The 26,111-nt window shown below is 57.9% G+C and carries 17 protein-coding genes; 10 read left to right on the forward strand and 7 right to left on the reverse strand.

The genetic code is table 11. From position 1 onward, the window contains the following. Positions 1-216 precede the first annotated feature (216 nt). On the reverse strand, positions 217-993 hold the full coding sequence (locus THTE_RS13125) for a cytochrome c (RefSeq protein WP_095415854.1): 777 nt from the start codon (positions 991-993) through the stop codon (positions 217-219). A gap of 308 nt (positions 994-1,301) precedes the next feature. Between THTE_RS13125 and THTE_RS13130 the strand changes: the two genes are divergently transcribed. Both THTE_RS13130 and THTE_RS13135 read left to right on the forward strand, forming a co-directional pair. Next, positions 1,302-2,354, forward strand: coding sequence for a mandelate racemase/muconate lactonizing enzyme family protein (locus THTE_RS13130; protein ID WP_168175861.1), 1,053 nt, complete (start codon positions 1,302-1,304; stop codon positions 2,352-2,354). Between the two features lie 47 nt (positions 2,355-2,401). Beyond that, positions 2,402-2,887 carry a TraR/DksA C4-type zinc finger protein gene (locus THTE_RS13135; protein ID WP_095415856.1) on the forward strand — a complete coding sequence of 162 codons (486 nt, stop codon included), beginning with the start codon at positions 2,402-2,404 and terminating at the stop codon, positions 2,885-2,887. 182 nt (positions 2,888-3,069) lie between these two features. Here the strand turns inward: THTE_RS13135 and THTE_RS13140 are convergent, their stop codons facing one another. Next, on the reverse strand, positions 3,070-4,119 hold the full coding sequence (locus THTE_RS13140; RefSeq protein WP_095415857.1) for a glycosyltransferase family 9 protein: 1,050 nt from the start codon (positions 4,117-4,119) through the stop codon (positions 3,070-3,072). 148 nt (positions 4,120-4,267) lie between these two features. Here THTE_RS13140 and THTE_RS13145 point away from each other — a divergent pair, with 148 nt between their 5' ends. Continuing rightward, entirely contained in the window at positions 4,268-5,284 is a 1,017-nt protein-coding gene (locus THTE_RS13145; protein WP_095415858.1) for an NAD-dependent epimerase/dehydratase family protein, read from the forward strand. 55 nt (positions 5,285-5,339) lie between these two features. Here THTE_RS13145 and THTE_RS13150 read toward each other — a convergent pair whose 3' ends face one another. Beyond that, positions 5,340-5,627, reverse strand: coding sequence for a PilZ domain-containing protein (locus THTE_RS13150; RefSeq protein WP_157732084.1), 288 nt, complete (start codon positions 5,625-5,627; stop codon positions 5,340-5,342). A gap of 235 nt (positions 5,628-5,862) precedes the next feature. Continuing rightward, positions 5,863-7,011, reverse strand: coding sequence for a GTPase (locus tag THTE_RS18295; protein ID WP_095415860.1), 1,149 nt, complete (start codon positions 7,009-7,011; stop codon positions 5,863-5,865). Positions 7,012-7,315: 304 nt separating this feature from the next. Here THTE_RS18295 and THTE_RS13160 point away from each other — a divergent pair, with 304 nt between their 5' ends. Beyond that, positions 7,316-8,230, forward strand: coding sequence for an SHD1 domain-containing protein (locus THTE_RS13160; protein ID WP_095415861.1), 915 nt, complete (start codon positions 7,316-7,318; stop codon positions 8,228-8,230). Positions 8,231-8,704: 474 nt separating this feature from the next. On the opposite strand, the gene rimI is transcribed toward THTE_RS13160, so the two are convergent. Both rimI and THTE_RS13170 read right to left on the reverse strand, forming a co-directional pair. Continuing rightward, complete coding sequence (gene rimI, locus THTE_RS13165) at positions 8,705-9,220, reverse strand: ribosomal protein S18-alanine N-acetyltransferase (protein WP_237260145.1); 516 nt, start codon at positions 9,218-9,220, stop codon at positions 8,705-8,707. Between the two features lie 193 nt (positions 9,221-9,413). After that, on the reverse strand, positions 9,414-10,016 hold the full coding sequence (locus THTE_RS13170) for an RNA polymerase sigma factor (protein ID WP_157732085.1): 603 nt from the start codon (positions 10,014-10,016) through the stop codon (positions 9,414-9,416). 262 nt (positions 10,017-10,278) lie between these two features. On the opposite strand from THTE_RS13170, the gene THTE_RS13175 reads away from it, so the two are divergent. The 4 genes from THTE_RS13175 (at position 10,279) to THTE_RS13190 (ending at position 15,574) form a co-directional block, all read left to right on the forward strand. Continuing rightward, entirely contained in the window at positions 10,279-11,070 is a 792-nt protein-coding gene (locus tag THTE_RS13175) for an ABC transporter ATP-binding protein (protein WP_157732086.1), read from the forward strand. Then, entirely contained in the window at positions 11,067-12,068 is a 1,002-nt protein-coding gene (locus tag THTE_RS13180; protein ID WP_095415864.1) for a FecCD family ABC transporter permease, read from the forward strand. The genes THTE_RS13175 and THTE_RS13180 overlap by 4 nt, the downstream gene beginning before the upstream one ends. Before the next feature lie 155 nt (positions 12,069-12,223). Next, positions 12,224-13,228 carry an aldo/keto reductase gene (locus THTE_RS13185; RefSeq protein WP_095415865.1) on the forward strand — a complete coding sequence of 335 codons (1,005 nt, stop codon included), beginning with the start codon at positions 12,224-12,226 and terminating at the stop codon, positions 13,226-13,228. 75 nt (positions 13,229-13,303) lie between these two features. Continuing rightward, a complete protein-coding gene (locus tag THTE_RS13190) occupies positions 13,304-15,574 on the forward strand; it encodes a DUF5060 domain-containing protein (protein WP_157732087.1) in 2,271 nt (756 codons plus the stop codon). Between the two features lie 32 nt (positions 15,575-15,606). Here the strand turns inward: THTE_RS13190 and THTE_RS13195 are convergent, their stop codons facing one another. After that, positions 15,607-16,764: a hypothetical protein gene (locus THTE_RS13195; protein ID WP_095415867.1), complete on the reverse strand. Its 1,158-nt coding sequence runs from the start codon at positions 16,762-16,764 to the stop codon at positions 15,607-15,609. Positions 16,765-17,440: 676 nt separating this feature from the next. On the opposite strand from THTE_RS13195, the gene pgk reads away from it, so the two are divergent. Then, positions 17,441-18,835 (forward strand): phosphoglycerate kinase, encoded by a 1,395-nt coding sequence (pgk, locus tag THTE_RS13200; RefSeq protein ID WP_157732088.1) that lies wholly within the window; start codon positions 17,441-17,443, stop codon positions 18,833-18,835. Between the two features lie 512 nt (positions 18,836-19,347). Next, entirely contained in the window at positions 19,348-25,599 is a 6,252-nt protein-coding gene (locus THTE_RS13205) for an alpha-2-macroglobulin family protein (RefSeq protein ID WP_095415869.1), read from the forward strand. Positions 25,600-26,111 lie beyond the last annotated feature (512 nt).

Raw genomic sequence — 26,111 nt, forward strand, 5'->3', positions numbered from 1 at the left:
CGGCGAAGTTTCGTGTGTTGGAGGGGGCAATCCATGAAGAATCCGAGCAGCGATCAGCTCACAACAGAACAAAGACAGGCGGCCGATGTGATCGACCGCCTGCCAGAATTCATCGTCATTGAGTAAACCGGGACCGCCACAACAGTTCACGAGGCACCACAATCCTGCCCCACAAGCCCGGCTTTTCGCGGCATGCGATCAGGGAAGCCGTCAAGGTTATTCGGTCTTGCCCAGCGCTTCCGGATGGAAGACCGCATGGCAATCGTCGCAAGTCTTCGCGAGGGCAGCCACGGCTTTTTCGGCTCCCGCCGCGTCCTTGGCTTTCGCTGCCTTGTTGACTTGAGCCGCTGCATCCCGCATGGCCGCACAGAACTGGAACCACTGTTCCGCGTTCTCGGGCTTGCTAGTCTCGTCCAAATTCGCCATACTGCCCTGGGCGATTGCAGCGATCACGGCGGAATCCATTGCGATTGTCTCCGCCTGTCGTTCGAACCGCCGCATGTTGCGCTTCAGCCGGGAGTTGACGAGGGGAACCTGTTCCATCAATTCTTTCAAAGAGGCCACTTTTTCCCACTTGAGGCCATTCGAATCTCCGGACGCAGATTTGGCCGCCTCGACTGCCGCCAGCGCTTTCTTGGCCGAAGCATAGTCCTTCGCTGCGGCAGCCGAGAGCTCCCGAGCCGCCTTGATCAGAGCGGGGGCAGCCGCCTTGTATGGTGTATTCTCATCGTGAAGCCCCAGCACCAGGGCAAGGACCGCCAATGTTTCAGCGTCTTTAATGACCTTCGACTGCAAATCTTTGAAATCCTCCTCAGACTCCAGGACCTTGGCGATCCCTTGGATGTAATCATCCACCGCCTTCACGAGATCAGCAGCGGGCGCGTAAGTCGATGCCTTGGGGGCCGGGGGAATGTCCGCGCCACGGGCTATTGTCCCGCCACTAAAAACCAGAAAACCGATCGCAACACCAAGCGTGAGCACGACGGGTCGCATGAACAAGCCTCCTCGTTATTCAGGTGGGACGTACCAACCTCTAAAGCGGGGTGATTAAACTCTGGCAGCGTGATTGTAATACGGTGGTCGACCCGTAAGCGGTTCGGCGTACTCGCTTTCAAATCCTCGCCACCTGAGTTCAATTCTCGCGACTTGCTAACCACCCCAAAATCCGTTGAAAGACGCACACTCGAAAAAATATTTTCGGTGTGCTATCTTGGCTAGTGTCATCGGGCGACAGGCGGATGTCAAGGACCGCGGGCGAGTCATGGGGTAAACAACTGTCGAGGGCGAGGTGCTGCCGACCCATGCGGCTGTGCGACGTCGAATTTCTTCTGACCAAATTGGACCCGTTGAGTCAGGGCATTGCGGATCGCCTTGTGCTGGTCCGCGTGCAAACGGACGCTGCCGTGGATGGCTGGGGCGAAGCACCGGTACCATGGCGAGTGGGCGAACTGGCGCGGCGACGCGAGCAACTCCTTCCAACCCTGGCAGGGCGAAACATCCTGGACCTCGCCGAGCTTGCCGAATTGAACGTCCTCTCCCCACCTCTCCGTGCGGCGGTCGAGATCGCCTGCTGGGACGCGGCGGGAAAGGCCCTGGGGCAACCCGTGGCGCGGTTTTGGGGAGGCTTTTACCGCCACCAGGTGCCGGTGGGACAGTTCGTGGGCGACATGGATGAGGACGAGATTCTGGCCCAGGCTCAAAGAATGTATGACAGAGGGGTGACGTGCTGGATCCTGGGCACGAGTGGACAAATCGCTCAGGATCTCGAAGTACTCCGTGCCATTCGAGATCAGTTTGGAGAGGCCATTCAACTGCGAGTGGACGCCCGCCGCAGGTTCGACTTTACCGCCGCCGTGCACCTTTGCCTTCAGATGGAATCCCTGGGTATTCACTGCCTCATTGATCCGCTGGCCACAAATTACTGGCAGACCTACCGGCGGCTGCAGCAAGAATCCCCGGTTCCTATCGCCATCCGCCGGGGATTAAAATCGCTGCGGGACGTGTGGGCGGTGTGTCAATGCGGGGCCGCTCGGCACCTCATTCTGGACATGTATGAGCTCGGGGGACTTCTGGCCATCCGTAACGCTTCGGCCGTTGCCCAGGCAGCGCAGATTGAGGTCTCTCTGGGAATGCCGGCCTCGGTGGGGATTGGCCTGGCGGCAGCACTTCACCTGGGAGCAGCGCTGCCTCCCCTCGTGCATGCTCACAACTTATGGCAATATTGTGAGGACTCCAGAATCGTCCACCCGTTCGCTGTTAAAAATGGGATGTGGACTGTCCCGGAAGAACCGGGGCTGGGAATCCCCCTCCAGAGAGATCATTGGGAGTTGCTCACTCTGGCTCGGGATTTTTAACGCATAACGAGCGGTTGTCCGAGAGCATTCACTTCTAGCCAGACGCGATGGCCATTTTCTTCTATCGGCTGCACTGTCGGCATTGCGGACACACAGAAATCCTGTCTCGGCATGAGGCAGAGCGAAGGCTCCAGGCGCACAAGAAGCTCCGCGCCGGCGTCCAGACGGACGAGGCCCTGCTGGATGAATTGGTCCCCAATCTTCTGCCGCAAACTCCGTGTCGCCAGTGCGGAACAATGCCGCTGCAGGTCACCGTTCAGCATGACGTTGGTGATTGGTCGGAACAAAAGCGCTGTATTGCATGTGGTGGTGTCATCCCAGCAGCAAGATTGGCCGTGTTTCCTGAGGCAGAGATGTGCACCAAATGTCAGAGTGCCGTGGATAGGGGAGAGACGCCGGGGCCACCCGTTTTCTGCAGACGCTGTGGAAGCCCCATGCGGATCGGCACACGCCAGATCGGCGGCCGGACGCGCTATGTGTGGATATGTACCAATGAAACCGGATGCTCGTACTGGTGTGAAAGCATTCGATAACGCGCTGCTTTTCCCGAGCGAGTATCTGCTACGTGTGCCCCCACGCCCTTCCAAACAGAAACGGCTGATCCCCGAGTGCGGAATTTAAGTCTGCACGCGGATCAAAGACCCGACGTGCCTAGACCTGTGCGTCACAACGGCGAGCATTGGACGTCGCAGAGCAAAGCTGCTAGAGGCAGCGGTCACGCGGCTTTTCGATCGCGAAGCAATTTCGTGCAGGCATCACAGACCATTTCAGGGGTAATCGCTTGCATCAGGCTTTCCGGTGCTCGTCGGGGATGACGACCCTGGTATTCTGCTGCCCGAATTGCAATGTGTCCGGGTCCGTAGGGACCGACCCGCGCCGGATCGGTTGGCCCAAAAAGCCCAACGCAGGGGACGCCAAGGGCGGCCGCCATGTGGAGCGGCCCCGTATCGGCGGAGATCATGAGCGACGCGCGACGGAGAATGGCCGCCATCTGACGTAGATTCGTTGGTGGAGCCAGCCGACATGCTTCACCGGCTTGGGCCACAATTGCTTCCGCCCAGGTCCACTCAATCTGGCTACCCCACAATACAAGCGTCGGTAAGGCCAAGGCGTCGTGCAAGAACTTGGCCACAGCCGAGAATCTGTCGAATGGCCATCGCTTGCATGGCCAGGCTGCTCCCGGATTGATCACGGCGAACCGACCGACCAACCCCAATTCCGCCAGAACGCTCTGTGCCCATTCGGCTTCCTCGGGTGTTTCGAAAAGTTTGAACTCTACTCTAGGGGACTCTATCCCCAGCACCCGGAGCAGGCTCAGAAAGATTTCCACCACGTGGGAGCCCAGGGCTGGAACCCGATGTGTCGCTAGCCAGGGGGCCAGTTCCCGCCCTTGAGGACGAGCGAAACCGACCCGAAATCGCGCCCCACTCAGCCAGGCCAAGAGTGCGCTCTTGGAAAGACTTTGCACATCAAGGGCCACATCGAAAGACCGCTCCTTCAATGTGTGGCGAATTCGTCGAATCTGGCCCCACGATTTGTACCACCTCCTCGGCACGGCGATAATCTCATCCACCGCTGGATGGCCGACCAGGATGGGGGCGTTTCGCTCTTCGACAATCCAGGCGATCCTGGCTTGAGGAAACCGCTGGCGAAGAGCAGAAGCCACCGGGAGTGTAAGGATGACATCACCCAGTGCGCTCAGACGGACTATCAAGAATCGGGCTGTCGGAGGAACTTCCACGAGAGGTGTCAACAGATTCGACACGACTGACCTCCTGCAATTCCCGCATCATTTCCTTGGCCGGGCCACTATCACCCCACCGATCCGTTAAAATAGCGTGAATTGTCGCTGGTCATTCCGTGGCCAACGGCTCGGTATTGGGACATCTATTGATAACTCCGCAGGTGAGAGAATGGCGAAGGTTTTTATTACAGGCGGTACGGGCTTCGTAGGATACCATCTGGTAAAAGCCTTGACCGAACGAGGCCATGAGGTTGTTTGCCTCGTCCGTGCTACCTCTCGCACAGGTCCCCTCGAGCCCTTCGGTGTGCGATTTCACCCGGGCAGCTTACACGATGTGGAAAGCTTAGTCCCAGCGCTCAAAGGCGTCCAGATCGTTTACCATCTCGCTGGAACAACAAAAGCTCTCAAAGTCGATCAGTTTTTTCAGGTTAACGAAAGAGGGACTGAGAGCCTCCTGCAAGCGTGTCGCCGAGTGTCTCCCCCTCCTGTGGTGGTGATTGTGTCGAGCCTGGCGGCTGCGGGGCCTGTCAGAAAAGGGCGAGAACCCCACCGCGAGGGAGAGCCTTCGTACCCCGTCTCGTGGTACGGGAAGAGCAAGCGGGCTGGTGAGTTGGTCGCCGAAAAATATGCGGGGGAACTCCCCATTACGATTGTTCGGCCACCGATCATCCTGGGGGAGTGGGACAAAGACGGGCTCGAAATGTTCAAGCCGATCGCGCGGACAGGGGTCCACCTCGTGCCCGGCTACCGCCGGAAGTATTACTCAGTGGTCTACGCGGGTGACCTCGCAGAACTCCTGGTGACGGCCGCCGAGCGAGCCGAACGCCTCCCCAAGCCGGATGGCTCGACCGACAAGGGGCAAGGCTACTACTATGCCGCTTTCGATGAATGTCCCTCTTACGGGGAACTGGGCAAACTGATGGGGAAGGCACTCGGACGCCGAACTCTTGTCATCCCAGTGGCACCGCCGGTCGTCTGGACGGTGGCCCTCCTGGGCGAGTTAACAGCCCATCTAAGGCGGCGACCGGTCGTCTTCCATCTGGACAAGGCCCGAGAGGCACTCGCCGGTTCCTGGATGTGTTCGGCACAAAAGGCTCGAGAGCAGCTTGGTTTTTCCACTCCCAAGACCTTGCTCGAGCGGCTGGAACAAACCGTCAAGTGGTATCGTCGTGAGAAGTGGCTGTGAAAGGCCGCGCGGAGGCCACGATTTGTTAAACCAGGGACAGCTTTTAGACCGTTCACTACGAATGTGCTCGGCCTAAGAATCGGCAACCGATAAGAAAGCGGCCTTTCTCGTGGTTGTCCAACTCGTGGACGTAGACCACCTGGGCCGTCAGATAGATGCATTTCTGATCGTTGCTCACGAGCGCCACCAACTGGGTGAAGTCAGGTCGTTCGTCAAGATAGAAAGAGAACCCGCCGCGCGAGATGTCCCGGCATCGCACGGGGATAAAATCTCCAGGATTTGGTTTCTTCCCGTTGCTCAGCGGTGCCACTCGCTGAATCGAATCGAAGGCGAAACGCGGCATTCGCCGCCTTTGTACAATGCTTTTGTCCATGGCCGGGGCTTGTGCTCTTGAAATTTCGCAACGCGACTCCTCTACGAATTTAGCACACGGCATTGAGCGGATGGGTCTTTTGCCGATAAAGTTTTTTCAGTTTTTGCAGTCACAAGGCTGAAGCTGATATTTCCGACGCGAATGTAACGCTTATTCAGGGGATTCTGTTGAAGCGGACGTTTTGTTTTAGGGAGATGCCCAACCGTCAAGACACTTCAACAGGCGAGGACTTCTCTTTCACGGTTTGCAGAGCTACGACGGCCGCTCCGCGATTTCCTTTGTCAATAGCAGCAAGCGCCTCTTTCAATCCTGCCACCTGGTCCGGTGTGAAGGGAATCGCCTCGCCCGGGGGAGGCGGATCGGGCACCAGTTTCCGTGCCAGGGCTTTCAAAACCGCGGGGCGATCTTCTGCAATTCGCGTCGAGATGAGCAAACCATCGCACCATGCTCCCGGTCCGGGCGGTAGATCTCGCTTGTTCAAGATGACCATAGCTTCATGCCACTCCTTTTGAAGCCGCGCATACTCCGACGTCCATTCGGTGCTTCGGTCAAAAACAAGGAGGACCAGATCTGCCTCGCTCGCAATTCTGCGCGTCCGAGCAATGGCCTCCGCTTCCAGTTCGTCCTGCGGGGCCCGTATTCCTGCTGTGTCGTACAACTCCACAGGCCAACCCGCGACGACTGTCGCCACCGTCACAAAGTCGCGCGTAGTGCCCGGAGTTGGATCCACGATCGCCCTTTGGTATCCCACCAACCAGTTGAGGAGACTGCTTTTGCCTGCGTTGGGCGGGCCCACCAGTGCCACTTTATAGGGCTGGGTCAGATGAAGTCCGACCTTTTCCCAAGCGAGCAGCCGTCGGAGGATAGCCGACGCTTCCTGAAAATTGTCCTGTGCCAGGGCCCTTTGGGCTTGGTCGATCATCCTTGAAAGGGCCCCTCCGTACTGGTCCAAGAGAATCGACGTGACGGTCCAGGTGGGGGCGTCGGCCAGAGCGATTCTTGCGGCCGCCGTAATGGCGTTTTTTTCCATCCGGCGAATCCACTGCTCCCATGTTTCGCGACGAAATCCTGACGCCTCGAACTTCGCTACGATCGCCTCCACAAGAAGTGGATTACCATGGCAATGCAGTTCGGCCGCCTCCCCATCCACAACCCGCAGGATCATCTCCTCATACTGACCGTCTCCGATCGGAAAACGCACCAGTACAGGCCGGGATTTCCGTTCGAAGCGGAACTCAGCGCCCGAGCGCCGCGTAAGCTGCCGCTCGAGGACACCTTTGACCGCCGGGCCTTCCAGTCGAATGGTGGCTAGCGCCGCACGGCCAGGGGGCGTCAGCACGATCACACGGTTCATGGCACGTCTTTCGGCAAAACCTGCTAATTCAGACTGGGAACAGGTGAGACGGTGTATATATGCGACACACTCGTCTTAACAATAAGCATCCTGGATGTCTCTTTTGGGAATGGCAGGGTGGTCGCCACCCCAGTGATTTATTTGCAATCGCCTTTCCCGTTAACTATATTCTTTAAAGGAGAAAATTTCCCTGTGTCCTGCAGTTTCCCACCCGCGAAAATCAGTTCGCCCGCAATAGCAACTTCTTACTGTGTCGTTGTTGACTGTTGTTGACCAGTCTCACTAGTAACAGGAGGGAAGCACCATGGCGAAAAGACTCTTGCTTGTAACGGCCGCGATCCTGTCGTTGGGTTTCGCGGCGAATGTGTACGCGTGCAAGTGGTGGTCGCGACTTTGTGGCCGACACTACTGCTGTGAGCCGGCTGCCTGTTGTGTTCCAGTTCCGGCATGCGAGGTGGCCCCGCCGGCCTGCGAGGCTCCGGCTGCCACAACCGAGGAAGCGCCGCCTGCACCCACACCATCGCCAGGCGAGCTGAAGCCCGAGGCTCCCGCGGTAGCCCCCGCACCCGCCCCGGAAGCCAAACCGGAGGAGAAACCAGCCCAGCCGCCCGCCCCGGCAGCACCACCGGCTCCTGCGGCACCGGCTCCAGAAGAGAAACCAGCTCCCCCGGCCCCCCAGCCGGAACAAAAACCGGCTGCCCCGGCGGCACCGGCTGAGACAATGCCTGCGCCGCCAGCACCGGCTCCGCAACCTGCTCCCGCTCAGCCGGCGCCTGCCCCCGAGGCAAAACCCGAACAGCCCGCAAGCCCGCCGGCAGCCCCAGCTCCTGAGGCGGCTCCACCTCAACCTGCCGCACCAGCCCCGGCTCAGCCGCCAGCCCCTCCAGCCCCAGCCGCGGAGGAAAAGCCCGCTCAACCGGCCGAACCACCTGCCCCACCGGCACCCGCCCCGGCTCAGCCCGCCGCTCCACCGGCTCCTGAGGCAGCACCACCGGCGGCTCCCGCTGCCCCGGCCGCCCAAAGCTCCTCCTATCGCATTTGGACGGATGATACCGGCCGGTATCACGTGGTCGCCCGATTTGTCGAAACACTCGAAAATGGCCGGATCGTCCGGCTTGTGCAACCCGATGGGCAGTTTGTCCGCGTGGCATTCGAGCGTCTGTCTCGGGACGACCAAACTTACGTGTTGAGCACCCTGGGGCAACTCGCCCAGCGGTGAAGCTTGCTTCCTGCGGAATCATTGGCCGTAGGCATCCCAGAACGGTGTCTGCTTCCAGGTGGTTTTTTCAGGAAAAGCAGGCACCGATCAAGAACCATTGCCGGAGCTGAAATGAGAGTCCGAGACGGGAGTGCTGTCTCCCGTCTCATTTTTTATTGAGTTAAGCCTTGCGTAAGAGAACCGGCAGCCAACCGGGACAAAGGACCGGGCAATTGGCTTAGGTGGGACTTCAAGCGGGATAGGACGAGCGCGGCCCAACTCTCGAGAAAAGGGACCTGCTGGTCAGGTCCACATTGCCGGATTGGGTCGTCGAGACGCGAGCACCCGCCAGGACCGAAGCTTTTCCCGTCGGGAAAAAACTTCTTACTTTCTCCACACTCTTCGAGAAACCCTCTATTCGAACTCCGTGCAGGCCGTTATCCAGGAGCGGATGTCAGAGCCAGCAGCGAAGCGAACTCCTCCGCGCCAGGCAGCTCATGCCAGATAACGTGCGATCCGATTTTTGGTTTGGCACGAGGGAACCTGCGGGATCTGGTACGCCATCTGGTAGGCGTCCTCGACGGTGTCTGCGTAAAAGTTTCGCAGAATCCTGCACGCCCGGAAACCGAGCGATCGGAAGAAAAGCTGAGCAACGAGATTTGTTTCGCGAACCTCAAGCAGAATCTGATGCCGCCGATGTGGCGACAGCTTGTTGATCAATCGCTCCACGAGCGCGCGACCGATTCCTCTTCGTCTCCAGGCAGGGTCTACAGCCAGCGTCAGCACACGGAAATGATGAGGAGCCATCTCGTAGATCATGTAGCCGACGACCTGATTCTGGACCTCGGCCACAACGGCGATGCAATGAGGCTGATGAGTACAGGAAAGAAAATCCGATTTCGTCCAGGGGAACTCGAAGCTTTCCTCCTCGATCTTAAGAACAGTCGGTAAATCCTCCTTCAACATCCAGCGAATGACAGGTCGAGTCGCCACGTCGAAATCAGTACTCATGGCAAACGTTCCTTGTCAGCCAGAGTCAGGGGAGAAAGGAAGAACTGTCCCTCTGCCGCCTTCCGCGACTGCCCTCCGTCATGCGTCACAGCTGAATAGACTATCAGAAATCAAATTGGCTGCCAAGAGAGCTTTTTTCGATTGGGAAATTTCGACATATTGCAGAAGGTTTGAGGAGAAAATAGCCTGCGCTTCAGCCCCAAGAAAACCCTGCCAAACTTCGCAGTTTTTTGCGCAAGCGACTCAACCGGGCCCGCAACGGTCCCGGCTTGCAGCCAAGTTTACGTGCGATCTCCACAATCGGTAATCCTTCCAGTTGCATCCGGAACAAGTCGCGTTCCTCAGGAGTCAACTTATCCAGCAATTGGGTCAAAAGCTCTTCATTCTCCCACTGTTCGGCTGGTGCCTCGGGCGCCGACCACCGCGTCTGCTCGAGCGTGTCCTCTCCCAAACGAACCACGGGTTGCCGCCGCTGACGACGCCAGTACAGTGCCACCTTCCGTCGAATGACAGTGGCTGCCAGAGCGACGAGCTGCTCGGGCGAATCCAAATCGTACAATCCCGCTCGCAGGCCCGGGATCAACATCCGCTTCATTGACTGGACAAGGTCCAGGGTATCTACCTGGGAGCGAAGCAGCGGCCCGAGGGCCACACGCGCGATGATGTGGAACTTCGGCTCGCAGTATTCGAGAAGTTTGGCGAGGGCTTCGTCGTCTCCGTCGGCTGCCCGCTCCACCCAATCACGAAAGGGCGAGCGGGGGCTGGGTGACGATGCATGAGAAATCACATCTGCCATAGCCGAGGATTCCGACGCTCGCATACCGAGCACGCAGAGGTCAACAACCACCCACGCATTCCCGCTTTCGACCGAGCACAAAAACAACATCGAGCGAGCCTCGCGCCCGCCAGTTCTATTATAATCGAAATGTCACAACTTCCCGCAACTGTGGGGTTGCGCTGGCCAAAACTTCCACAAGCGGCCACCGTATCATCGGTCTGTGTTTCAGTCTTTGGAATTCGAGCGAGTTTTTCGAGGCGTCATTTCCCTGAGTTTGAGCATGGCAATTCTGGCAGTCCGCAGGCTTTCCTTCGCGATTGCGGGACAAACAATCCTTGAAAATGTCTCCTTCGAACTTGATCGGGGTGAGTTTGTTGCCATTGTCGGACCAAATGGAGCGGGCAAAACGACGCTCCTGCGGTGCTTGGCCCTCGTTTATCGCAATTGGCAGGGGGAAATCCTTTGGCTGGGCCGACCCGCGAAAAGCGTGGGCCAACGGGAATGGGCAAGATTCGTCGCTTATTTGCCCCAGGAGGAACGGGTTGACATCCCGTATACAGTGGAGGATTTCGTCCTCATGGGGCGCTATCCGCACGGCAGCCCCTTTTCACCACCCTCTTCCCAGGACATCGAGGCAGTTCGCGAAGCCCTGGAATTAACAGGCACATGGAGTTTTCGGCATCGCGTCGTGCGAACTCTCAGCGGCGGGGAACGGCAGCGGGTCATGCTGGCCGCTGTTCTTGCGCAGCAGACCCCGGTCCTGCTCCTCGATGAGGCCACCACCTTCCTGGATTTCCGCCACCGCGAAGAAGTCCAACGCCTTTTGGAAAAGATCAACACCCAGCGGCAGGTGGCCATCCTTGCGGTCACACACGATGTCAACACGGCCGCACTCTTCAGTCACCGGATTGTGGCCCTGCGCGATGGTCAAGTTATATTTGACGGCCCACCGGCAACCTTTATGCAGGAATCGATCTTGCAAAAGGTCTTCGGTTTTCGCCCGCTGCTGGTGGCTCATCCTCACTTAGGCATTCCTGTGATAGTTCCCACGCGGGGCGGAGGCGAGTCGTGAAGCCGGGCCGATCTGCGCTTGTGATCATTGCCCTGGGAACACTGGTGGTGCTCAGCGTTGCGCCGCTGGCAGGCCCTCGGTGGATCGATCCCTGCATCCTCTGGAAAGGAGAAAATCCGCTGGAGGCAAGAATCCTGTGGGATATTCGCATCCCCAGAGTGCTGGTGGGTTTTCTTGCCGGGATGGGGCTCGCTGTAGGGGGCACAGCCTATCAGGCCATGTTTCGCAATCCGCTGGCAAGCCCTTTCACGCTGGGGTTGGCAAGTGGGGCCTCACTGGGCGCGGTTCTGGCCATCCATCTCGGTTGGACCAAATTGTTATGGGGCACACCTGCCGTCACCCTCTGTGCGTTGATGGGCGCCGGTACGACTCTGGTTGTCGTTTACGGCCTGACTCGACTGCGGGCAGAGCTTTCCGTCGCCACCATGCTGCTGGCCGGTGTTGCCATGAGCTTCCTGAATACCAGTTTAATTCTGATGCTTCAATATGCTGTCGATCCCGTGCGGGCATTCCATGCTTTTCGCTGGATGCTGGGTGGATTGGAAGGAACGCTGGGTTACCGAGACGTCCTGTGGCTGGCACCTGTGGTCGTGGCGGGGAGCTTCATTCTGTGGGTCTTGCGACGGGAGCTCAACCTTCTTTCACTGGGCGACGAATGGGCGGCGGCCCGGGGCGTTTCCCTGCCGACGGTAAAGACATTGATTCTCTTTGTCACCGGTTTGATGGTGGCCTCCATCGTGGCGCATTGTGGACCGATTGGCTTTGTGTGCCTTATTGCCCCGCACATCAGCCGCCAGCTTGTGGGACCACAGCACACCCGGCTTGTACCTGCCGCCGCACTGCTCGGCGGGGCGTTTTTGGTGATCAGTGACACGGTGGCCCGAACCATCCTCGCTCCCGCGGAAATCCCCGTTGGTGTGATCACCGCGATTCTCGGTGGTCCGTTTTTCCTCTGGCTGCTTCTGACGCGCCCGCTTTCGTGGGAATGGGTACCATAAGAGTTCACGGCCGCCCATGAGTGTCTTTTTCCGGCCTGTCGTTGTAAAATGCCTAACGGTCTTCCCAATGGCATACTAGCAGTGCGTTGGTCGTTCGAGTGTGCTGGTTTAGTGACGGGTAAAACTCATTTCCTAACAGAGAAAGGGTGCTTGCAATGGAGATGCGCTTTCTTGGTGGCACGGGTGTACGGGTCTCGGTGCTGTGTCTCGGAACCATGACCTTCGGCAAGAACCAGTGGCAGATGGGTAACATGACCTTGCCGGAGGTCAAGGAGGCAATCAAACTCTGCCTCGATGCCGGCGTCAACTTCATTGATACCGCTGACGTGTACTCCTATGGGGAATCAGAAGATCTCCTCGGGCAGGCCATCCAGGGTATTCGCAAGGACCTCATCATTGCCACCAAAGTCCGCATGCGGATGAGCGATAAACCGAACGACATCGGTCTTTCTCGCCATCACATCCTGGAGTCGTGCGATGCCAGTCTCAAACGGCTCCGCACCGATTATATCGATCTGTATCAGGTCCACATTTGGGATCCGGTCACGCCGCTGGAAGAGACGTTGCGGGCGCTGGACGACCTGGTCCGCTGGGGAAAGGTTCGCTACATCGGTGTCTCCAACTACGCTGCGTGGCAGATCATGAAAGCGCTGTGGGTGTCCGACAGGCACGGATGGGTACGCTTTCAATCGCTCCAAGCGCTGTACAATCTGGCGATCCGCGATATCGAAGTGGAACTGGTCCCTCTGTGCCAGGACCAGAACCTGGGCATTCTGCCCTGGAGTCCCCTGGCGTTTGGGCTGCTAAGCGGCAAATACCGGCGGAATGCTCCCATGCCTCAGGGGACGCGGATGCAGGGGCCACTCAAGGATTTTCTGCCCACTGATTGGGACCGTGTTTACAACATCGTCGATGTGCTCGACGAAATCGCCAAGGGACATGGGGTGCCGGTAGCGGCGGTGGCTCTGGCCTGGTTAATCCAGAAGCCCGCTGTCACCTCGGTGATTATTGGTGCCCGTACCTTGGATCAACTGCGTGAAAACCTCAAAGCGGCCGAGGTCAAGCTCTCTCAAGAAGAGATGAAACGACTCGATGAAGTCAGTGCTCGGCCGATGCCGTACCCCCAGTGGATGATCGCCACAGTGGGGCAAGACAGATAAGCGATGGCGGTCTTCGGACGCAGCTATTGCCCAGCCTCGTTGCCAAGAGCGAAGACATTTTCTGGAGGTGAAGCCGTGCGGGACCATGATTGCGCAAGCCGCGTCGCGGTGCTCGACCGTTCAAACCAACGGTGTTCCACCCCAGTGATCCTGCCCCTGGTGATTGCGCTGGCTGTACTTCACACACAGGGGAGCCGGTGGGCAGAAAGCAGCGAGGCTCGCATCACCCAATCGCCGCAACTTCGCTGGCTCACCCAGGACGTCAGGCGATGGCAAAAGGTGGAAGGGATCATCGATTGGCCAAAAACCTACGTCAATCCGTTCGATCCAGAAGAGGTGACCGTTGATGTGTTGATCACCACGCCGGATGGTCGGCAACTTGTGCAGCCAGCCTTCTGGATGGAGGATTACGCCTGGCGGCAAATGGGAAGGCAGCAGGGCGGCGAGTGGTTCTACCCCCAGGGCCGGGCGGGTTGGCGCGTCCGCTTCACCCCTACACAGCCTGGACAGTACACGGCCGTTGTGAGAGTGAAAGACGCCGCTGGCCAGGCCGACTCTTCTCCCGTCTCGTTCACCTGCGCGGACGGGCCTGGGCATGGATTCCTTCGCGTTTCCCGGATAGACCCGCGCTTCCTGGCTTTTGACGACGGCACGCCGTTCTTTGCGATCGGCCAGAACCTCGCCTTCATTGGCAGCAGCAGCCAGTACTTCACGCTGAGTGGTGCGATTGAAGCATTCCACAAATTGGCAACGCAAGGGGCCAACTATCTCCGCATCTGGACGTGTTGTGAAGATTGGGCGCTGTGCATTGAAGGGAGAAAAAGTGCCTGGGGCCGATCCTGGGCCTGGCGTCCGCCATGGATCGATCGTCCCGCGGACATTCCACCGCCTTCCTTCGCTGCCTCCAGCATTTTCGCAGGGGTACGGGGGGACAAGCTCATCCCCATCACAGAAAAATCGCTGCAGCCCGATCCTTCCCACCGCGTGGCAGTTTTACCTAACACGCGCTACCGTCTCTCCCTTGCGGTGTGGTCTTCCCGGCCAGGTGTCACGCTCACCGTTCGCATTTTTGGTCGCGAGGTTCCGTTTTCCATCCCGGAAGGCGACACAGGAAAATGGACAATTCTCACCGCGGACGTCATCTCCCCGGTTGATGCAGTGTGGCTGGGGCCGGTGGAGTTGGCGCTCAGTGGTACGTCGGGCATGCAATCCGCGGCTGTCTACCTGGCGGGGGTTTCGCTTCGTGATCCCGCAACAGACCGAGAACTTTTATGGGAAGCGGAACCGGGCCGTCCCGTTCTCGGTCGGTACAACCCGGTCGATGCCTTCATGCTCGATCAACTCCTCGCGGCGGCCGAAAAGGAGGGCCTTTATTTGCAACTTTGCCTGTTGACTCGGGACCTCTACATGCACCGACTGCAGGACCCCTCGTCTCCTGAATACGCGGAGGCCATCGCCGACGCGAAGAGAACCTTCCGCTACGCAGTGGCCCGCTGGGGCTACTCGCCGCATGTCGCGGCGTGGGAGTACTGGAACGAAATGGATCCCAATTTGCCCACTGACCGCTTTTATGAAGAGTTGGGCCAGTATTTGGATGAGATTGATCCCTATCATCACCTCCGGACCACGAGTACCTGGGGGCCATCACCCAAAGATTGCCGCCATCCACATCTCGAGATGGCGGAGGTCCACTATTACCTTCGTCCTGTGGACCGGGGAAGAATCCGTGACGAGGTAGCCGCTGTCATCGATCGCACGGCGTTTCTCAGAGAGCACGCTCCGAGCAAGCCGGCCATCATCGGAGAATTTGGTCTGGCCGACGACAAATGGCGTGAAGACCCTCAGATGCCCCAGGACACGGAACTTATTCACTTCCACAACTCGCTATGGGCCTCGCTGTTGTCTGGTCTTTCAGGAACCACGCTGTTCTGGTGGTGGGACCAGCTCGACCGGATGAATGTCTATCCCCACTACGCACCAGTCGCTCGATTTGCCCAGGAAATCCGGTTTGGCAGGGAAGAACTTCGTGCGGTCGTGTGGGAAGATGAACGGTCAGGAATCCGTGTCATGGGATTGCTGGGGCAACGGACGAGCGCTTTCTGGCTCATCCGCTCCAACGGGACCTGGCTGAGCCGCGTTCGGGGTGAGGCCCCACCTCGAAAGGAACCAGCAGACGTTTCGCTTCCCGGCCTGGCTCCTGGAAAATACCGTGTGACGTGGTGGGATCCTTGGTTGGGTCAGCCCGGCGAAACCGGCACGATCACCATTTCAACTGCCCAAAACCAGGTGTGGACACCCGCGTTTGAGCGGGATATTGCCGTGGTGGTTCACGTTGGAGAGGAATAGCGGGTGAAACCGCCCGGTCGTCGTCCGCCGGGTCATCGCCGCACATAGTCTGCCGCAAAAGATCGCTTGGGTACTTCGACCGGCTGTGGCTGGATGTCGAACGGAATGCCGATCAGCGTCTTGGGTTTGTACCCAAGTGTGGGCATCCCGGGCACTGGTGGCGCGGGATCGGCTTTGAAGGTATCAATGATCGCCACAATCCGGGGATCGAGCTCGATTTTTCCGTCCGGGCGACGCACGCCGAGGCTGTCAAAACTTCCCACCGTGACAATGCTGGCACCACGGTCGTGGAACTCGTAGGCCTCGTACCCTTTTTCGCGGAGGGCCAAGGTCAGCTCATGGGCCTTTCGTGCGGCCTCGGCGAGGCTGCCCCGGAACTGCTTCTCTCCCCGCTCGATGGCTCGGATCTCTTTCTGGTCGATGATCACCTCTCCGGTGAAGTGCGCCACCTGAACGGAATACCGTCCCGGACAGTTCAAAAGATTGTATTCATACCCTTCGTTGAGCGCGAGGATGAACTTGTCCACTCCCTTGGGAGCAAAGTATTCATCCGGAAGAAGTGGATTGGTTGTAAGAAAAGCGTGTCCCATCGGGCCTTTCTGTTTCTTCTCGTTGTCGTCGGAAAGGAGCGATTGCTGAATCGTGCGGAGCGCGGCGAATGTTCGATTGGTCGGCTTTTCCGGTCTAGGTTCGAGCGCGTTCGGGCGGAAATACTTGATTTTCTGCAGCAGTTCCTGCGCACGCGGATCGTCCACGGACGGAAAATCCCCCACGAGAACAGCAACCTCGCGGACTTGCTCGCCCTGCTGATAGCGAAATTTTTTCCTGCCATTGAGATCGTCGGTCTTCAATTCGAACGTTTTTTCGTACATGTAGGCAGGGAGTTTGTACCTCCGGCGAAGCTCCAGTACCAGTTCCCGTGCTTGATCCAGGGCGTGGTCTCCGGAAAAACTGCAGGCCATGATCATCCACGGCCCGTTGTTCTCGGTTACCCAGTACTCCTTGTTTGGGTCTGCTTCCACGTTTGAGGTTGTGAATAACCGCGGGAAAGGCACCGTTGCCCAAACCGAGGAACCAGATACCCACAACCCTCCGACCGCAACCATCACGGGCAGCCAAACAAAAACGCGAGCGCGTTCTGCCCAGGCGTGGTGCAGACGGACCGACAAGACTTCCTTGGAGTGCACCATTTCAGTCCTCCGAACCTAACTTTCCGTCGCGGGTTATAACGTGCAAACTTGATGCAGTATGGATTTCACCAGTAGGGGAATTTCTCTGACCAAATTCCTGTAAGATGTCTTGAATTTCAGGTTGGCGGGGCGAGTCTAGCAAAATCGGCTGGACGGGGAAAGATGTGTTTTTCGATGAAAGGAAACCGTGGAACCACAAACCTCAACACAGTGCGAAAAAGTCATGCGCACTTCGGACGAGCCAAAACCGAGCGAGCCGCGACTGCAGCGGGGGCGGCATCGCTGCCCCGTCCGTATCGCGACCGCGCAACTTAGACAACGCTGGTAATTTGAGTGGAGGCACAAAGAGATCCACCGACAAGAGGCAACCCCATTTCCGCCTGATATAAACGACAACTCTGCCTCGGAAATGTCTTTTTCGGACAACGGCTGGGTACTCAACTCTGACCCGGGTTCTTAACGATCCCCGCCTTTTTTGGTAACGTAATGGATTACTGGCGAAGGGCCGCCGGCGTTGTTGGTGGCGGGAGGGGGTTTTGTACTCCGGGTAAGCCCGCGAGGTGGTCCGTTCTGAAAACGTGGATTTTGATCTGGGGATATGCTCCGAGTCGTCCGCCGAAGCGCGGACATAAGCTGTCCGAAATTTTGCAACCTTTCAGGAAGGAGGAGTGCGACAATGGTAGTGACCAAGGAAAAAATGGAAGCCTGGCTGCGGCGAATCCTGGGAGTAGACAAAGTTAAGTTGGGGCTTCTCGATTACATCGCTCGAATTCCTCGGGTAAAAGATCTCACTGATGTTGCCTCAGGGACTCCGGTGCTTGTTCGCGGCGACCTGGATTGCAAGCCCGGAGCCAAAGTGGGCGAAGGTGATATCCGCCTTCGCTCCATGAAGGAAACGCTCGAGATCGGGCGAAGCCGGGGCTGGATTCAGGTGATTTTTGGTCATATTGGCCGCGATCCGCAGTTGAGCCTGGACAAAGTTTGCAAGCGGTTGGGAGAAATCCTCGGCTGTGAGATCAAGTTTATTTCCGATTGGTTCGATCCTGCCAACCTCACAATTCGTCCTGAACTCGTGGAAGCCATCAAGGCGGCCAAGCCCGGCGACTTCATCCTGCTGGAAAACACGCGGAAATACGACATCGAACGCGTGCTGTGGAAAGCCAAGCCTGCGGACATCCCCAATCTGGCCGAAAAACTTGCCAAAGTTGCCAACGAATTTGCTGAGAAAGTCGCACGGGTGTACGTCCACGAGGCCTTTTCAGCCGGTAGTCTGGATACCTCGTCGGTCGTTGTTCCAGCGGCTATGGACAAAGTCGCCCTGGGCGAATACGCCTATGGCGAGTTCTCGGGTCCTCTGGCGGATTGCCTCAACGCTCAGCTCGTCATCTCCAGCGGGTTGAAGATCGATAAGCTCGATGACCTCCAGGCAATGATTGATCGCGGCAAGATCCGCTGGGTCTTCACCGCGGGCTCGCTGGCGATGGGACTCATCAAGGCGGCTTACCAGTTGGAGGGCAAAGATTTCTGCATCGGAGTGCAGGAAGATCCTGCTCACAAGGATCAGCCCTATTACATTCCGCCAGAGCGGGTCGAACAGGCCAAGAAGATGATTGCGGAAGGACGGCAGAAAGGCATTCAGTTCGTCATGCCGGTGGACTTTGTCCTCCAGGATGGTCGGGTGGCCTCGACCCTCGGTCCGCAGGACCAGCAGTTCGACGTGGGGCCTGCCACATTGGACCTCTTTGAGAAGAAAATCGGCGAGTTCCTGGAATGGGCCAAGACGCTCAACGAGCCAGCCATCGCTTTCCACAACGGTGTGTTCGGCAAGTTCGAGGATCCCCGTTTTGAGGCCGGTACCAAGCGCTTCATGGCCCAGTTGAAACGCATGAAGGATGCCGGTGTGCGTGTGTACGTGGGTGGCGGCGAAGGCGGGAAGGCCCTGGAGCTCTACGGCCAGCCCGATTGGGTGACGCACAATTTCACCGCTGGGGGAACAGTGCTCAATGCTCTGGGAAGCGAGCCTGTTCCGTTCCTCGTTGCTTTGGAAATGGCGGCTACCAAGTCGTTTTAATGGCCACTGTGCCAACCATCGGTAGTCGTTGCTGCGGCTAGCGGCGAATTCTCCTCGCGGAACGGCCCAGATCAGGCCATTTGCCCCCGTCCTCAGCGACGGGGTTTCTTTTTGTACTGATTGACCATCCTGGGGATGCGGGCGAAATGAAATAGGGATGAGTGCACTTTCGATCGGAGATTTGTGAGGGAAATTTTGATGCGCTGTCACGGGACGAAGCGAGGGGCAACGGGATCTCAGGGAACTCAACCCGGGTGAAGTGCGTCGGAAACGGTAGGATGCGAGCTCCGGGTATACACTGGGCATTGACGAGCGATTATCAGCGTGATTGAGCTGAGCAGCTTGCGTCAGCCGAGCCGGAGTGGAATAATGCGCACCAGGCGAAACGTGGGACCTGGTGTTGGCGATAGAGCGTGCATCCTGGTCGTTGAAATGCCATGATACTCACGCTGTGGGTGTCATGATTGCCTTGTCGTATAACTTCTGACGCTGGGAAAAGGAAGGAAACCACCATGGGAACGTCCCAGAAGAGATGGATCGTCTTTGGCTCGTTGGCACTGCTGGCCCTCGGCACATTTGCGACCACGTCCAGCCTGTGGTATCGCACTTTGTTGTTGGGCATATTGAACGGGGAAGAAGTCATGAGACGACACAACGAGGGTGGGCAGGCACGCAAATTGTTTAAAGAGGGGCAGTTCAAAGAGGCGCTCGAGCTCTTCCAGCAGTCTCTCGCGGATCCCCAGGCCGATCCTCGGGAGGTGCCTGAAGATCTCTCCCTGGCTTGGCAATGTCTGGCGCGGCTCAATCGGGTTCATGAGATCGACGGCCTGCTGGAAAAAGCTGTCACAGTCCACAGCCGTAACTGGCGTCTGCTTCAGCGGGCGGCCGAACTGTACATGGAGCTGCCCCACATTGGAGTGATCATCGACAACGTTTTCACACGCTCTGAAGATTGGCAACGGGGAAAGGTCGTCAACTGCTGGGAGCGGGACAGGGTTCGGGCACTTCAGCTCATGCGGCAGGCAATGCCGCTCGTTGCCGAGGAACCCAACCATTCCGAGGCTGCCCAGTTCTATCGCCGTTTTGCGGATCTCATTCTTTTCGGCCGTGGGTGGGGCGACTCCTGGCGGCTCCAGGCGTTGACGAATCTTGATGAACTCCCCGATTACGAGGAAGGGTGGGGGCACGACGGCACTCCCCGCAACGCGCCGGTCGATGAACAGGGCAACCCAATCTTTTACTCTGTTCCCAAGACTTTTGAGGATGCCCAAAACGATGGCGAGCGGTGGCGGTGGTGCCTTGTCCAGGCCAAGGAGATGGATCCCCGCTTAACTGACGAGGTGGACTTCACATTCGCGGAGTTCCTCTGGACGCAATTCGGCGTTCAAACCCTGGCGGACTACGGCTGGTTTTTTGCCAGGGTCAGCGATGAGGAAACCCCTTCACAGGAGACGGGGACGTGGGCCCTTCACACTCTAAGTGAGGATGAGACAATTGCGCGCCTGGCTATCGGCATCAAGCGTTTCAAACTCCCCGACGAATTCAACTATATCAAGATTTGGCAACAAATCGCAGGCAGGGAAAAAAGCAACTATCAGGTTGAAGCCCTGCGGCGTCTGGCGCAGGAATTCGAAAATCGTCGGCAGTATCCCAAGGCAGCTGGATACTGGAAACAGGTCGTCCAACTCACTGGCGGGGATGAACGGCAGGCAGCCCAGCAGCGGTTGGAGCAAATTGTGGGCAACTGGGGACGGTTCGAGCCTGTCGGAACACAGCCCGCCGGTAAAGGGGCCACAGTGGAGTATCGTTTTCGCAACGGCCATGAGGTGACTTTTACTGCTTACGAGATCAAAATCGACCAACTTCTGGGGGACGTCAAAAACTATCTCAAGGGTTTACCCAGGGACCTGAACTGGGAGAATCTCGACGTCGAGAATCTGGGTTATCGGCTGCTCGCAAAATCTCAGGAGAAGTATCTCGGCTCAGTCGTCGCCACCTGGACACTGCCTCTCAAACCCAGGCCGAACCATTTTGACAGCCGCATCACCGTCACCACACCGCTGCAAAAAGCAGGTGTGTATCTTCTCAAGGCCCAGATGAAAGAGGGCAATGAGTGTTTTGTCGTGCTTTGGGTTGCGGATACTGCCATCGCGCAAAAACCGCTCGATAACGGAACATGGTTTTACGTGGCTGACGCTGTCAGCGGCGAACCGATTCCCAAGGCTAACGTTGAGTTTTTCGGATGGCGACAGGAGTGGCCCGGTGATGGGGCGAATCGCCCTCGATTGTTAATCAAGAATTTTGCCGAGTACACAGATGCACAAGGTCAGATTGTGCTCACTGCGGATCAACTTCCCGACAATTTCCAGTGGTTGATCATTGCCCGGACTCCTGAAGGGCGTCTGGCCTACCTCGGCTTTACGGGAATCTGGACCGGGCGCTACTACGACGCTGAGTACCGCGCCATCAAAGTTTATCCGATCACCGATCGCCCCGTTTATCGTCCCGGGCACAAGGTCCACTACAAATTCTGGATACGGCAGGCCCAGTATGATCAACCTGACACTTCGCCATTCGCAGGACAACAGGTGACATTGCGACTGTTTGATCCGAAGGGGCAAAAGCTGTGGGAAAAGCAGGCCAAATCCGACGATTATGCGGGTGTGGAAGGGGAGTGGGAGATCCCCGCAGACGCCACTTTGGGGGTCTACCGAATCCAGATCGTCGATGCCCGACCGGTCAATCCGCGATTCGGAGGTGCAGCCACCTTCCGTGTGGAGGAATACAAGAAGCCGGAATTCGAAGTGACCGTCCAGGCCCCCGAGAAACCGGTTGCGCTGGGGGAAAAGATCGAAGCAACCATCCAGGCGAAGTATTACTTCGGGGTGCCCGTTACGCACGCCCGGGTGAAATACAAGATTGAGCGCACAGGGTACACAGAGCGGTGGTATCCGCCACGACCGTTTGACTGGCTTTATGGACCGGGCTACTGGTGGTTTGCGTATGACTATGTGTGGTACCCGGGATGGCATGAATGGGGCTGTCTCCGTCCGCGGCCGTTCTGGATTCCGTGGTCGCCTGAGCCTCCTGAATTAGTCGGCGAGCAGGAGGTGACCATCGGCGAAGACGGAACGGTGAAATTCACCATCGACACGGCTCCCGCCAAGGTGCTCCATCCGGACGAGGATCATCGCTATAAGATCACGGTGGAGGTCACCGACCAATCCCGCCGGACAATCGTCGGGACGGGTGAGATTCTCGTCACGCGGAAACCGTTCAAAGTGTACCTGTGGGTTTCCCGGGGATATTACCGAACGGGCGACGTGATCGCTGTGCATTCGTCCGCCCGCACCCCAGATGGGCGTCCGGTGCAGGGTTCCGGCCGACTCACGCTTTACCGGATCACCTATCAAGACGGGAAGCCGGCGGAAACCGAAGTCCGTACCTGGGACCTTCCCACCGACGAGCAGGGGATGGCGACGCTCCAGATCAAAGCCGCCGAGCCAGGGCAGTACCGCCTTGCCCATAAAGTGACCGACTCCGAAGGGCACACGATTGAAGGCGGCTATGTGTTCACAATCATCGGGGAATCCCTCCGCGCCAGCGAAGACTTCCGTTTCAACGATCTCGAGCTTATTCCGGATAAGCCGGAGTATCGACCGGGTGAAAAAGTTCAGCTCCAGATCAATGCTAATCGGCGGAACGCGGCGGTGCTGCTGTTCATCCGACCTGCCAACGGTGTCTATCTCAAGCCCCTCATGGTTCGACTTGATGGGAAGACCGCCGTCGTCCCCATTGAAGTTCTTCCTAAGGACATGCCCAACTTCTTTGTGGAAGCGGTGACGGTCTACGATGGGCGATTATTCACGGAAACACGCGAAATTATCGTCCCGCCGGAAAAACGGGTCCTGAACGTGGATCTAATTCCTTCCAAGACCGAGTATCTACCCGATGAGCAAGCCTCCGTGCGCATCAAACTGACCGACCTGGAAGGAAATCCCTTCGTCGGTTCTACGGTGGTTGCCATTTACGACAAGTCTGTGGAATACATTTCTGGCGGGAGTAACGTGCCGGAGATCAAGGCATTCTTCTGGAAATGGCGTCGCTCGCATCATCCACAGACAATGCATAGCCTGGCCAAAGGATCGAGCAACCTGGTGCGGCCCAACACACCGGCCATGGAAGACCTCGGCATCTTTGGCGCGACGGTTGTTGAAGAGTTGGCCGAGACGGCAGCAATGGGCCGGGGTGGTGGATTCGGGAGGCCCGGCGTTGCCTATGCACTGCAGCGTCGCATGGCAGCACCCATGGCGGAACGGATGGAGGCAAGGGCATTCGCCGCTCCCATGGCCCCTATGGCAAAGGCCGCCAACGGTATGGCCTTGGAACAGGCCGATCGGGCTGCCGCTACTGGCGCGCCGGAAGGCGGGGAAGCCCCCATGGTGGAACCCACCGTCCGCAAAGAGTTTGCGGATACGGCCCTCTGGGTCGGGGCGCTGACCACGAGAGAAGACGGTACCGCCGAAGTGACGCTCAAAATGCCGCAGAACCTCACCACCTGGCGCGTCAAAGTTTGGGCCATGGGACACGGCACCAGAGTGGGTGAAGCAGCTACCGAGATCATCACGCGGAAAAACCTCATCATCCGCCTTCAGGCCCCGCGCTTCTTCGTCCAAACTGACGAAGTCGTGCTGTCAGCCAACGTTCACAACTATCTCAAGTCTGAAAAAACTGCGCAAGTGAAGTTGGAGCTGGAAGGGAACACCCTCCAGCCCCTCGACGAACTCGTGCGCACAGTCAAGATCGCTCCCAATGATGAAGTCCGCGTGGATTGGCGGGTCCGCGTCACCCGGGAAGGCGAAGCCGTTATTCGGATGGCCGCGCTTACCGACGAAGAATCCGATGCCATGGAAATGCGGTTCCCCGTCTACGTCCATGGCATGGACAAAATGGTGGCCTACTCGGGATGGATTCGACCGGACCAGGATCGCCTCCAGTTCAAGATTACCATCCCCGCGGAGCGGCGTCCGGAAAGCACACGCCTCGAAGTTCGGTTCTCGCCCACGCTCGCCGGTGCCATGATCGACGCCCTGCCTTATCTTGTTGACTATCCCTACGGTTGCACGGAACAGACACTGAATCGGTTCCTTCCGGCCGTGATTACTCAAAAGGTGCTTATCGATTTGGGCGTCGATCTCGAGAAAGTCCGTCAGAAACGCGTGAATCTGAACGCCCAGGAATTGGGTGATCCAAAGCAAAGGGCGGAACAGTGGAAACGGTTTGAACGGAATCCGGTATTTGACAAGGCCGAGCTCGATCGCATCGTGAAAGAGGGCGTCCAGCGCCTCACGGAAATGCAGCTTTCCGACGGTGGCTGGGGTTGGTTTTCTGGATGGGGTGAAAGGGCTTCTCCCCATCTGACAGCCCTCGTCGTCCACGGTCTCCAGATTGCTCAGCAGAATGACGTGGCGATAGTCCCGGGCGTGATCGAGCGGGGCGTCGACTGGCTGAAGCGGTACCAGGCAGAGCAACTTCAATTACTGCGAAATGCGGATCAAAAACGCAAGGACGTTCCCTGGAAAAGCAAGGCCGATAATCTCGACGCCTTCGTGTATATGGTGCTTGTCGATGCCGGGCTACCAAATCCGGAGATGAAAAATTATCTCTATCGCGATCGGCTCGACCTCTCCGTCTATGCTCTCGCCATGTTCGGTTTGGCTCTGGAAAAAGAGCGAGATCACGAAAAGCTGGACATGGTTCTCCGTAACATCAGCCAGTACGTGGAAAAAGACGATGAGAATCAAACAGCCTGGCTGAACCTCAGTCGCTGGAGCTGGTGGTACTGGTACGGCAGCGATATCGAGGCCATGGCCTACTATCTCAAGCTGCTGGCACGCACCGATCCCAAAGGTGAATTAGCTCCCCGGCTGGTGAAATATCTCCTCAACAATCGCAAGCATGCTACCTACTGGAATTCCACTCGAGACACGGCCCTGGTGGTCGAGGCGTTTGCCGACTTCCTTCGGGCAAGTGGCGAAATGAAGCCCAACATGACGGTCGAGGTGTGGTTCGACGGAGAACTCCGCAAGGCAGTGGAAATCACTCCGGAAACACTCTTCGACTTTGACAACACATTCATCCTGACCGGCGAAGATTTGAAGGAAGGTGAACACACCGTGGAACTCCGTCGCAAAGGCCAGGGGCCGCTTTATGCCAATGCCTATGTGAGTTACTTTACCCTGGAGGATTTCATCCCCGCGGCCGGATTGGAGATCAAGGTCACGCGGCGTTATTACCGCCTCAAGCCGGTAACGAAGACGGCGCAGGTCTCCGGATCGCGGGGCCAGGTCATCGATCAACGGATAGCAAAGTACGAACGTGAACCACTCGAGAATCTCGCCGAACTGAAGAGCGGTGAGCTTGTGGAGATCGAGCTTATCCTCGAAACGAAGAACGACTACGAATACCTCGTGTTCGAGGACATGAAACCGGCAGGATTTGAGCCGGTGGAAGTCCGATCCGGCTATACACGGGATGCGCCGGGGGCTTACGTCGAGTTCCGGGATAATCGTGTGGTGTTCTTCTGCCGAGCATTGGAGCGCGGCCGATACAGCCTGAGTTACCGTATGCGGGCGGAAATCCCGGGCAAGTTTTCTGCCCTTCCCACCCGGGGCTACGCGATGTACGCACCCGAACTCCGGGCGAATTCGGACGAAATCAAGCTCCGCGTGATCGACGTGCCCATCGTCCCGGCAGAAAAGTAATCAACCCGTACCCTTGCTTCGCTCGCTGGTAGCCCTGAGTGGTCGAAGGCCGTCGTGATCGCGATCGCCGGCCCGGTGTACCGGCTCAGTCAGTCCGTGCGGGGAGCGCCCCGCGAGACGGGCTCAACGCTGAGAAGATTTCAGAGTGGTGGGTCTGGTGGATTAAAACCCCTGGATAATGGCTCGGGGAAATTCCTCCCTTGCAAGGTAGCAGAGCTGGACTCGGGACGCCTCGGAGCAGCAAACCTGAAACCTGCCGTAAACTTTTTCCGGTAAGGGCCAAGCCATCGGCTTGACGCGCATCTTCCCTCACGCGCGTTCCCGACCTGGGGCCATTGCCACAATCATCGCAAACGATCCATGAACCACCATCACGGCCCCAATCTGCTAAAAACGCCGGGCCTTGACACTGTGGTCCTCATCCGCCTCTCAAACAGCTTCAGCAGGGCACTCCCCCATTCCGCCGCCTGACGCCCAACGCGAGCCCGGCACCACCTCACCCAACCGGCGGA

The sequence above is a fragment of the Thermogutta terrifontis genome (genome assembly GCF_002277955.1).
Classification (GTDB): domain Bacteria; phylum Planctomycetota; class Planctomycetia; order Pirellulales; family Thermoguttaceae; genus Thermogutta; species Thermogutta terrifontis.

What these genes read in the sequence shown, in the direction of transcription:
- THTE_RS13125 (WP_095415854.1), bottom strand. Translation starts at nt 993, where the DNA reads ATGCGACCCGTCGTGCTCACGCTTGGTGTTGCGATCGGTTTTCTGGTT.
- THTE_RS13130 (WP_168175861.1), top strand. Translation starts at nt 1,302, where the DNA reads ATGCGGCTGTGCGACGTCGAATTTCTTCTGACCAAATTGGACCCGTTG.
- THTE_RS13135 (WP_095415856.1), top strand. Translation starts at nt 2,402, where the DNA reads ATGGCCATTTTCTTCTATCGGCTGCACTGTCGGCATTGCGGACACACA.
- THTE_RS13145 (WP_095415858.1), top strand. Translation starts at nt 4,268, where the DNA reads ATGGCGAAGGTTTTTATTACAGGCGGTACGGGCTTCGTAGGATACCAT.
- THTE_RS13150 (WP_157732084.1), bottom strand. Translation starts at nt 5,627, where the DNA reads ATGCCGCGTTTCGCCTTCGATTCGATTCAGCGAGTGGCACCGCTGAGC.
- THTE_RS18295 (WP_095415860.1), bottom strand. Translation starts at nt 7,011, where the DNA reads ATGAACCGTGTGATCGTGCTGACGCCCCCTGGCCGTGCGGCGCTAGCC.
- THTE_RS13160 (WP_095415861.1), top strand. Translation starts at nt 7,316, where the DNA reads ATGGCGAAAAGACTCTTGCTTGTAACGGCCGCGATCCTGTCGTTGGGT.
- rimI (WP_237260145.1), bottom strand. Translation starts at nt 9,220, where the DNA reads ATGAGTACTGATTTCGACGTGGCGACTCGACCTGTCATTCGCTGGATG.
- THTE_RS13170 (WP_157732085.1), bottom strand. Translation starts at nt 10,016, where the DNA reads ATGGCAGATGTGATTTCTCATGCATCGTCACCCAGCCCCCGCTCGCCC.
- THTE_RS13175 (WP_157732086.1), top strand. Translation starts at nt 10,279, where the DNA reads ATGGCAATTCTGGCAGTCCGCAGGCTTTCCTTCGCGATTGCGGGACAA.
- THTE_RS13185 (WP_095415865.1), top strand. Translation starts at nt 12,224, where the DNA reads ATGGAGATGCGCTTTCTTGGTGGCACGGGTGTACGGGTCTCGGTGCTG.
- THTE_RS13195 (WP_095415867.1), bottom strand. Translation starts at nt 16,764, where the DNA reads ATGGTGCACTCCAAGGAAGTCTTGTCGGTCCGTCTGCACCACGCCTGG.
- pgk (WP_157732088.1), top strand. Translation starts at nt 17,441, where the DNA reads ATGGTAGTGACCAAGGAAAAAATGGAAGCCTGGCTGCGGCGAATCCTG.
- THTE_RS13205 (WP_095415869.1), top strand. Translation starts at nt 19,348, where the DNA reads ATGGGAACGTCCCAGAAGAGATGGATCGTCTTTGGCTCGTTGGCACTG.